Raw genomic sequence first — 8013 nt, forward strand, 5'->3', positions numbered from 1 at the left:
CCCTGTGTCGGGGTTTTTTTTATCGCGGGGGGGCCGCCCCCGGGGGGGGGGGGGCCCGCGCGCCAAATCGGTACGGTATGGTGTCAGCTGAAGGAGAGGTCGGCGGTCAGGGTCGAGTCGGCGATGGGCCGGCCGGTTCCGAGTAGGACGTCGACGCAGTTGTCCACGAGCGGCTGGTCGCTGGTGACGTCCACGAGCGCGGACAGCTTCTCCCCGGCCAGGCGGGTGGAGGAGGCGGTGACGGTGCCGGTGAGGCTCCCGGAGCCGTCGACCTCGACGATGGCGATGTCGGTGACGGTGCTGCTCGCCTGCGTGCCGTCCTTCAGGTTCCAGGTGAAGGTCGCCGAGGAGCCCGGCGCGAGTACGGGCGGCGTCGCCGGGCTGCAGCTGATCGCGCCGAACCTGAGCGTCGCGGTGACGGTGCCGCCCGTCACGGCCGTCGGGCCGTCCAGCGAGTCCTTGCACCTGCTCGCCGTCCCGCCGATCGCCACGGTGGTGGCCTCTGGGCCGGCCGAGAGCGGCGGGCTGAAGTTGACGGCGGCGTTCACGGTGCAGTTCAGGATTTCCGCGGCGGCCGTCGGGGCGGCGTCGGCGGCCGGGGTCACGCCGGTGGACAGTGCGGCGAGGACGGCGGACACGGTCACAACGCTTCGGCGTACGGACACGTGGGTTCCCTTTCTTTCGTCGGACCGGAGGGGTGCGGCCCGCACGCGGGGCGAGGCGGGCCGAAGGGCGTCGAAGGGCGACGTCGAGGGGCGAGGTCGAAGGGTGACGGTGGCACGGCGCGACGGATCCCGGCCGTCGCCATCCCGGGAACCCCGCCGATGGGCCTCGAATGGTCCAGAACCGGGGCCCGGCCTCGCGGGCCCGTGGGTGGCTGGGACGGAAGACCGCCCGGTCGGTCGTCCGGGCTTGCGGGACGGAGCATCGGCGGACACCGTGAGTACGCGATCAGTCGCGCGTGCCCCTGCTGAACGGCCCGGTCCTTCTCCCGCCAGGAGGCTTGTGATGTCCCCTCTCGTCCTTGTGCGCGGCCGCGTGGCGGCCATGGTGTGCGCGTCGGCCGTCGCCCTCGCCCTGGCGGCGGTCTGCGCCCCGGCGTGGGCAGACACCGGGCGGGCGGACACCATGACCGCCATGCGGCCGGCGGAGGGCCGGCGCGCCTTGATCAACTTCGGCACGGTGAAGTGGTTCAACGCCGACAAGGGGTTCGGGTTCATCGTGCCGGACGTCCCCGGCCCGGACCTCTTCGTCCACTACTCGTCCATCGTCGGGGTCGGGTACCGGACCCTGGAGGAGGGCCAGCGGGTCGAGTACCAGGTCGAGCAGGGCCCCAAGGGCCCGCAGGCCGTCGACGTCATCGGCCTCTGAGGCCGCGCGGGGCTCGTCAGGTCGCGTGGTCGAGGGCCCGCGCGGCCGTCGGCTGTGCCGTGGCCCCGGCGCCCTCGGCCTGCGCGCCCCAGCGGCGGGCCAGGACGGCGCAGACCATCAGTTGCAGCTGGTGGAAGAGCATCAGCGGCAGCACCATCAGCCCGGCCGCCGGGCCCGGGAAGAGGACGGTGGCCATCGGGACGCCGCTGGCCAGGCTCTTCTTGGAGCCGCAGAAGACGATCGCGATCAGGTCGGCCCGGCCGAACCCGAGCCGGCGGCCGACCAGCAGCGTCGTGGTCAGGACCAGCGCCAGCAGCGCCGCCTCCGCCCCCAGCAGGGCCGCCAGCCGGGGCAGGGAGAGGGCGCCCCACACCCCGCCCACCATGGCGGCGCTGAAGGCGCTGTAGACGACCAGCAGGATCGAGCCGCGGTCGACCAGGCCGAGGACGGCGCGGTGGCGGGCCATCCAGGCGGCGATCCAGCGGCGCAGCACCTGGCCGGCGGCGAAGGGGAGGAGGAGTTGCTCGGCGATCTCCAGCACGGTGCCCGGCGAGACGCCGCCCTTGGTGTGCAGGAGCACGGCGGCGAGCAGCGGGGTCAGGACGATGCCGAAGAGGCTGGAGAAGGTCGCGCTGCAGACGGCCGCGGCCGTGTTGCCGCGGGCGATGGAGGTGAAGGCGATCGAGGACTGCACGGTGGAGGGCAGCAGGGTCAGGAACAGCAGGCCCTGGTAGAGCTGCGGCGACAGCACCGCCGGCACCAGTAGGTGGGCGGCCACCCCGAGCAGCGGGAAGAGGCCGAAGGTGACCGCGAGCACGGTGCCGTGCAGCCGCCACTGCTTGAGCCCCTCCCAGGCCTCGCGGGCGGAGAGCCGGGCGCCGTAGAGGAAGAACAGGACGGCGACCGCGCCGGTGGCGGCGTCGGAGAAGGCCGGTGCGGCGGCGCCGCGGGCGGGGAGCAGGGCGGCCACTGCCACGGTGCCCAGCAGGGCGGCGATGAACGGGTCGACCCGGAGGCGGGCGGAGCGCCGGGGCAGGTGGGAGCGGAGCGGACGGTTCGGGCGAGGCATGGTTCTCCGCGGTGGCGGTTCGGGTGGGATGGCCTCAGCCTGCCGTCCGCCGGGGTGATTGTGAATCCCGCTGGCGGCACTCACTGTCATCATGATCCGTGATATCAGCGGATAGAATGGCCATGTGTTCGATCCGGTGCAGTTGAGGTCCTTCCTCGCGGTGGCCCAGACCGGCGGCTTCACCCGGGCCGCCCAGCGGCTGGGGCTGCGGCAGTCGACGGTCAGCCAGCACGTACGGCGGCTGGAGACGGCCGCCGACCGGCAGCTCTTCCTGCGCGACACCCACTCCGTGCAGCTCACCAGCGAGGGCGAGGCCATGCTCGGCTTCGCCCGGACGATCCTGGAGGCGCACGAGCAGGCGCTCGGCTACTTCGCGCAGACGCAGGTGCGCGGGCGGGTGCGGTTCGGCGCCTCGGAGGACTTCGTCCACACCGAGCTGCCGCAGATCCTGCGGAGCTTCCGGCGGAGCAACCCCCAGGTCGACCTCGAACTCACCGTCGGCCTCAGCGCCGTGCTCTACGAGCAACTGGCCGACGGACGGCTCGACCTGGTGCTCGGCAAGCGCCCGCCCGGCGGTGGCTCGCAGGGCCAACTGGTCTGGCAGGACAAGCTGGTGTGGATCGCGGCGGAGGACTTCCGGACGGACCCGGCCGAGCCGCTGCCGCTGATCGTCTACCCGCCGCCCAGCTTCACCCGGGTCCGCGCCCTGGAGGTCTGCGAGCGTGACGGGCGGCCCTGGCGGATCGCCTGCACCAGCACCAGCCTCTCCGGGGTCCGGGCCGCCGCGCTGGCCGGCCTCGGGGTGGTGCCGCACGCCCGCAGCCTGATCCCGTCGGGCCTGCGGGTGCTGCCCGACCAGCCGGGCCTGCCCAACCTCGGTACCACCGAGTTCGCCCTCACCACGGGGCGCACCACGGCGCGCGGCCCGGCCCGGGTGCTGGCCCAGGCGGTCCTCGCGGACGCGTTCCGCCTGCAACGCGCACCGGAGCGGGCGGAGCCGTGACGGGGGGCGACGGTCGGGGGCTGCCCGGACGCGGGCGAGGCGGCGGACCGACGGGTTCCCACGATCGATGGTGACAGGAAGTCAAGGGCGGTGGCCGAAGCCGGACTTCACACCGCTCGGCCGTTGAACCCGACGGTTCTCCGGTCGCGTTACGAAGGCTAGGGCGTGTTTCATCATTCCCGCCGGGCGCGCGACGCCGGGCATCCCGCCTGACCGCACCGGCGAAACGTCCAAGTACGGCCCAGTACGAGGACGCTTCGCCGGCACGCCCAGCCGGGCGCCCACCGCCGCGCGCTGATCCGACGGGAATGATGAAACACGCCCTAGAGCAGCCGGCTGACGCGGACAGGGAAAGGTCGGGAAAGATGCGATTTGGCGACATGCTGCACGGACACCGGAAGCACCGGGGCCTGACCCAGCAGCAACTGGCCGACCTCGCCACGCTGAGTGTTCGCGCGGTGCGCAATCTGGAGCGGGGCGGGGCGCTGCGGCCCCGGCGGGAGACGGTGCGGCTGCTCGTGGACGTGCTGCGGCTGGACGCCGACCAGCGGGCGCAGTTCGAGTCGGCGGCGTTCCCCGAGGCGCCGGGCGGGGCGCCCCGTGATCGCGGCCCCGGCTTGCGGGTGCCCGGGGCGCGCGTTTGAGTGGGAAGGTACCGGCGGAATCGGGGGCGAGGAGGCGCCATGTCGCACCACAAGTCCAACAAGGACGTCGAAGGCGACCCGGACACCGGGCACGGGCGCGGTCTGCCCCGGCGGCCCGACGAGGAGGAGCTCGACGAGCGCACGGAGGAGGACCGCGAGGAGGTGGGTCTGCCCCCGGAGCCGGATCCGGAGGACACGCCCTGAGGCGTGTCTGACTCGCCCTAGGGTCCGGGGCTACTGCCGAGCCCGGTCGGAGCCGGGCTGCGGGCCGGTGGGGTCGCCGGACTCCCCGGTCCTGGTCGGCCGGGTGTGGACCTTGGCGACGCAGGCCGGGAGGGCGGCGGCGTGGCCGTGGTCCCGGGCCCGGTACGCGCTGGGGGTCTCGCCGACCAGCTGGGTGAACCGCGAGCTGAACGAGCCCAGCGAGGTGCAGCCGACCGCCATGCAGACCTCCGTCACGCTCAGGTCGCCGCGTCGCAGCAGCGCCTTGGCCCGCTCGATCCGGCGGGTCATGAGGTAGCCGTACGGGGTCTCGCCGAAGGCGGCGCGGAAGCTGCGGGAGAAGTGGCCCGGCGACATCAGCGCGGTGTGTGCCAGCGCCGACACGTCCAGTGGCTGGGCGTAGTCGCGGTCCATCCGGTCGCGGGCCCGCCGCAGTCGGACGAGGTCGGGTAGGGGGACTCGGGACACCTGGGGCACGTCTGCCACGCTACCCGCCCGGTCTGACAGGGCCGCGCGTCGGCGTGCTCCGGCCGCTGCCCCGGCCCGCTTCGCCCCGGGCCGCCTCGCCCCGCCCCACCCGCTCCCGCACCGCCGTCCCTGCGTCCTGGGCTGTCCCCGCGCCCCACCGTCTTGTTCGGACGAAATCCGGCTGAAGGTGCTGTTTTCGAGCATGGCGGCCGGTATCGGACGAACGGGTCCGGATTCGAACTGGTGGTGGAGTGGGTGTGGCGCTCTTGTCACGCGTGCACATGAAGTTTCGTCAATTCCCTTGCGGAGAGCTAAGATTGCCGATCTGCTGATGACTCCTGATCAGCCCGGGTGTGATAACCCGTCGATGATGAGAGCGGGACATTGGGAAGAACGAGGCAGCGAACGAGGTGCGTCGCGCAGGTCGCGGCGCTGACGATGGGATTGTCCGCTGCGGCGCTGGTGACGGCGCCGGCGGCCTTTCCACAGCCCGGCGACGGGACGGTGACCGTCCGGGTGATCCGGGCGGTGGACACCAGCGGAGTGTGGACACCGGCCCTGGAGCCAGGGCTCGCGGGCGTGAAAGTGACGCTCACGGATGACGCCGGGCTGGCGATCGAGGGGGTGACGGCGGCCGACGGTACGGTCACCCTGGCCCCGGCGGCGGCCAAGCCGTCCGGGGGCAAGTACCGGGTGCAGGTGGTGAATCCGAAGCCGGGCGTGCTGTTCCCGGCGTTCGCCTCCCGGCAGGGGCTGGACGGCGCGCCGACCCAGCTGAGCAGCAACGAGGAGTTCGTCGACCTCTCGGGCGGCAAGAACGTGGCGTACACCACCGGGCTCTGGAACCCCGGTGACTACTGCCAGAAGAACGCCCCGCTGGTCACGGCCTGCCAGCCGATGGACCGCGAGGGCGGGGCCCAGCGCACGCTGGTCTCCTTCCCGTACAGCGCGCGCGGCCAGGACGGCGAGGGCGTGACCGCCACGAACCTCGCCACCAACGCCGATACCGGCACGCTGTACGGCATCGCCTGGAACAAGGCCGACCGGCGGCTGTTCTCCTCGGCGGTGGCCAAGCGCACCACCGACTACGGTCCGGGCGGTGCCGGGGCGATCTACGTCACCGACATCGCGCAGAAGAAGACGACGCTGTTCACCACCGTCCCGAACGCGGGCTCGACGGCCCACGGCGGCGGCACCGACGACGCCTTCCTCGACACACCGGGCAAGGAGAGCCTCGGCGGCATCAAGATCACCGACGACGGCAAGGACCTGTTCGTCGTCAACCTCAACGACCGCAAGCTCTACCGCTACAACGCCACCGTGGCGGCCGCCGGGAGCCCGACGGCCTCCTACCCGATCCCCGACCCGGGCTGCCCGGCGGCGGGGGACTGGCGTCCGTTCGGCCTCGGCCTCCAGGACGGCACCGGCTACCTCGGCGGAGTGTGCTCCGGCGAGTCCACCGGCAAGCTCACCGACCTGCGCGCGGTGGTCCTGCCCTTCGACCTCGCCACCGGCGTGTTCGCCAAGCCGGTGCTGGACCAGCCGCTGGACTACCCGCGCCAGTCCACCGTCGGCTCGGGCCCGTGCGACGGTGCGGGCTGGTTCCCGTGGACGAGCACCTACCCGACCACGCAGAACGGTCGGCCGTGCGGCAACTACACCATCGCCCAACCCGAACCCGAGCTGGGCGAGATCACTTTCGAGACCGACGGCTCGATGCTGCTGGCCTTCCGCGACCGCTTCGGCGACCGCGCGCCGGGCTCCCCGGCGCCGGGCTCCGTCGCCGTCGTCATGTCCGGCGGTGACCTGAACAAGGCCTGCCGGGCGAACGGCACGTACGTGATGGACACCAACAACGGCTGCGGGCTCGCTCCCCGGGGCACCCGGTTCTTCGACACGACCTGGGGCGGCCACCGCAACACGGCGTTCGCCGGCATGGCGCTCTCCAAGGTCGAGAGCACCGTCGCCGTCTCCGCCTTCGACCCCAACCACACCGCCCTCGGGTACGGCACGTCGTTCCTCCAGCGGGCGAACGGCCAGCAGGACCCGCAGTTCGGCTTCCGGCTCAACCCGGCCGGGGTGATCGCGCCGTTCGGCAAGGGCGCCTCGATGGGCGACCTGGAGGTGCTCTGCGACCAGGCGCCGCTGCAGATCGGCAACCGGGTCTGGTACGACCCCGAGCGCAAGGGCATCCAGAACCCGGGCCAGCGCCCCGTCGAGGGCGCGACCGTCCACCTCTACGACGAGTCGGGCAAGCTGGTCGGCACGACGAAGACGACGAAGCGCGGAGAGTACTACTTCGACGACTCGAACGTCACCGGAGGCCTCAAGCCGAGGACCAAGTACACGATCCGGCTCGACAACCCGGCGGACTACGCCAAGGGCGGGCCGCTCTACCAGTGGGTGCCCACCGACGCGGACGTCGGCGACAACCACTTCATCGATTCCAAGGGCCTGGTGCCGCCCGGCACGAAGTTCCCCGAACGGGCACTGAGCACCGGCGGGCCGGGCGAGAACGACCACACCTTCGACTTCGGGTTCCGGCAGCAGGAGGGCGCGCTGCGCCTGGTCAAGCACGACCAGGACGGCAAGCCGCTGGCGGGGGCGAAGTTCCAGCTGTGGCACGACACCAACGGCACCGACGGGTTGCAGACCGGCGGTGACAAGCCCGACACGGCGGTGGGCGGGCCCTGCACGACCGGCGCCGACGGCCTCTGCCAGGGCGCCGGGGTGCCGGGGACGTACTACTGGCAGGAGCTCAGCCCGCCCGACGGCTACGCGGCTCCGGACACCACCGTGTTCGGTCCGCTGGCGCTGACCTCCGACAACCTCGCGGACGGTGTCTCGGTGACGGCGGTCAACAAGCTGCTGCCCACCCCGACGCCGACCCCGACGCCGACCAACTCGTCGAGCCCGCCGAGCCCGTCGAGTTCGCCGAGCGCGCCGGAGCCGACCACGCCGCCGGGGCCGACGGAGTCGCCGAGCCCGTCGACGGTGAACCCGCTGCCCCCGCCCGGGGGACAGCTGCCCAACACCGGGGCCAACGCCCTGGTGCCGCTGGGGATCGTCGGCGGCGCGGTGCTGGTGGCGTCCGGCGGTGCGCTGGTCTTCGTCGCCCGTAGGCGCAGGGCGCGGCACCAGTAGGAAGCGGTGAGGAGGGGCGGGGGCCGGGCGGGGGGCCGGGCACCGCCCCCCCCCCCCCCCCCGCCCCCGCCCCAGTAGACAATAAACACACA

8 protein-coding genes are annotated in these 8013 nt (G+C 72.7%); 5 read left to right on the plus strand and 3 right to left on the minus strand.

The window, feature by feature from the left end; translation table 11 throughout:
• Nucleotides 1-83: 83 nt before the first annotated feature.
• Nucleotides 84-644: a hypothetical protein gene (locus ACFV61_RS29890; RefSeq protein ID WP_380494990.1), complete on the minus strand. Its 561-nt coding sequence runs from the start codon at nt 642-644 to the stop codon at nt 84-86.
• Nucleotides 645-1137: 493 nt separating this feature from the next.
• Here ACFV61_RS29890 and ACFV61_RS29895 point away from each other — a divergent pair, with 493 nt between their 5' ends.
• Nucleotides 1138-1371 (plus strand): cold-shock protein, encoded by a 234-nt coding sequence (locus ACFV61_RS29895; protein WP_380339872.1) that lies wholly within the window; start codon nt 1138-1140, stop codon nt 1369-1371.
• A 16-nt stretch (nt 1372-1387) separates the two neighbouring features.
• On the opposite strand, the gene ACFV61_RS29900 is transcribed toward ACFV61_RS29895, so the two are convergent.
• A complete protein-coding gene (locus tag ACFV61_RS29900) occupies nt 1388-2440 on the minus strand; it encodes a bile acid:sodium symporter family protein (protein WP_380494992.1) in 1053 nt (350 codons plus the stop codon).
• Nucleotides 2441-2564: 124 nt separating this feature from the next.
• Here ACFV61_RS29900 and ACFV61_RS29905 point away from each other — a divergent pair, with 124 nt between their 5' ends.
• The 3 genes from ACFV61_RS29905 (at nt 2565) to ACFV61_RS29915 (ending at nt 4291) form a co-directional block, all read left to right on the plus strand.
• Nucleotides 2565-3443 carry a LysR substrate-binding domain-containing protein gene (locus ACFV61_RS29905; RefSeq protein ID WP_063346601.1) on the plus strand — a complete coding sequence of 293 codons (879 nt, stop codon included), beginning with the start codon at nt 2565-2567 and terminating at the stop codon, nt 3441-3443.
• A gap of 365 nt (nt 3444-3808) precedes the next feature.
• Nucleotides 3809-4087 (plus strand): helix-turn-helix domain-containing protein, encoded by a 279-nt coding sequence (locus ACFV61_RS29910; RefSeq protein ID WP_079136201.1) that lies wholly within the window; start codon nt 3809-3811, stop codon nt 4085-4087.
• Between the two features lie 39 nt (nt 4088-4126).
• Complete coding sequence (locus ACFV61_RS29915; RefSeq protein WP_167745848.1) at nt 4127-4291, plus strand: hypothetical protein; 165 nt, start codon at nt 4127-4129, stop codon at nt 4289-4291.
• A gap of 30 nt (nt 4292-4321) precedes the next feature.
• Here the strand turns inward: ACFV61_RS29915 and ACFV61_RS29920 are convergent, their stop codons facing one another.
• Nucleotides 4322-4723: a helix-turn-helix transcriptional regulator gene (locus tag ACFV61_RS29920; protein ID WP_380495004.1), complete on the minus strand. Its 402-nt coding sequence runs from the start codon at nt 4721-4723 to the stop codon at nt 4322-4324.
• 492 nt (nt 4724-5215) lie between these two features.
• Between ACFV61_RS29920 and ACFV61_RS29925 the strand changes: the two genes are divergently transcribed.
• Nucleotides 5216-7921 carry an SdrD B-like domain-containing protein gene (locus tag ACFV61_RS29925; RefSeq protein WP_380494994.1) on the plus strand — a complete coding sequence of 902 codons (2706 nt, stop codon included), beginning with the start codon at nt 5216-5218 and terminating at the stop codon, nt 7919-7921.
• The last annotated feature ends 92 nt before the right edge of the window (nt 7922-8013 follow it).

This window comes from Kitasatospora sp. NPDC059817, from assembly GCF_042731835.1.
Lineage (GTDB): Bacteria > Actinomycetota > Actinomycetes > Streptomycetales > Streptomycetaceae > Kitasatospora.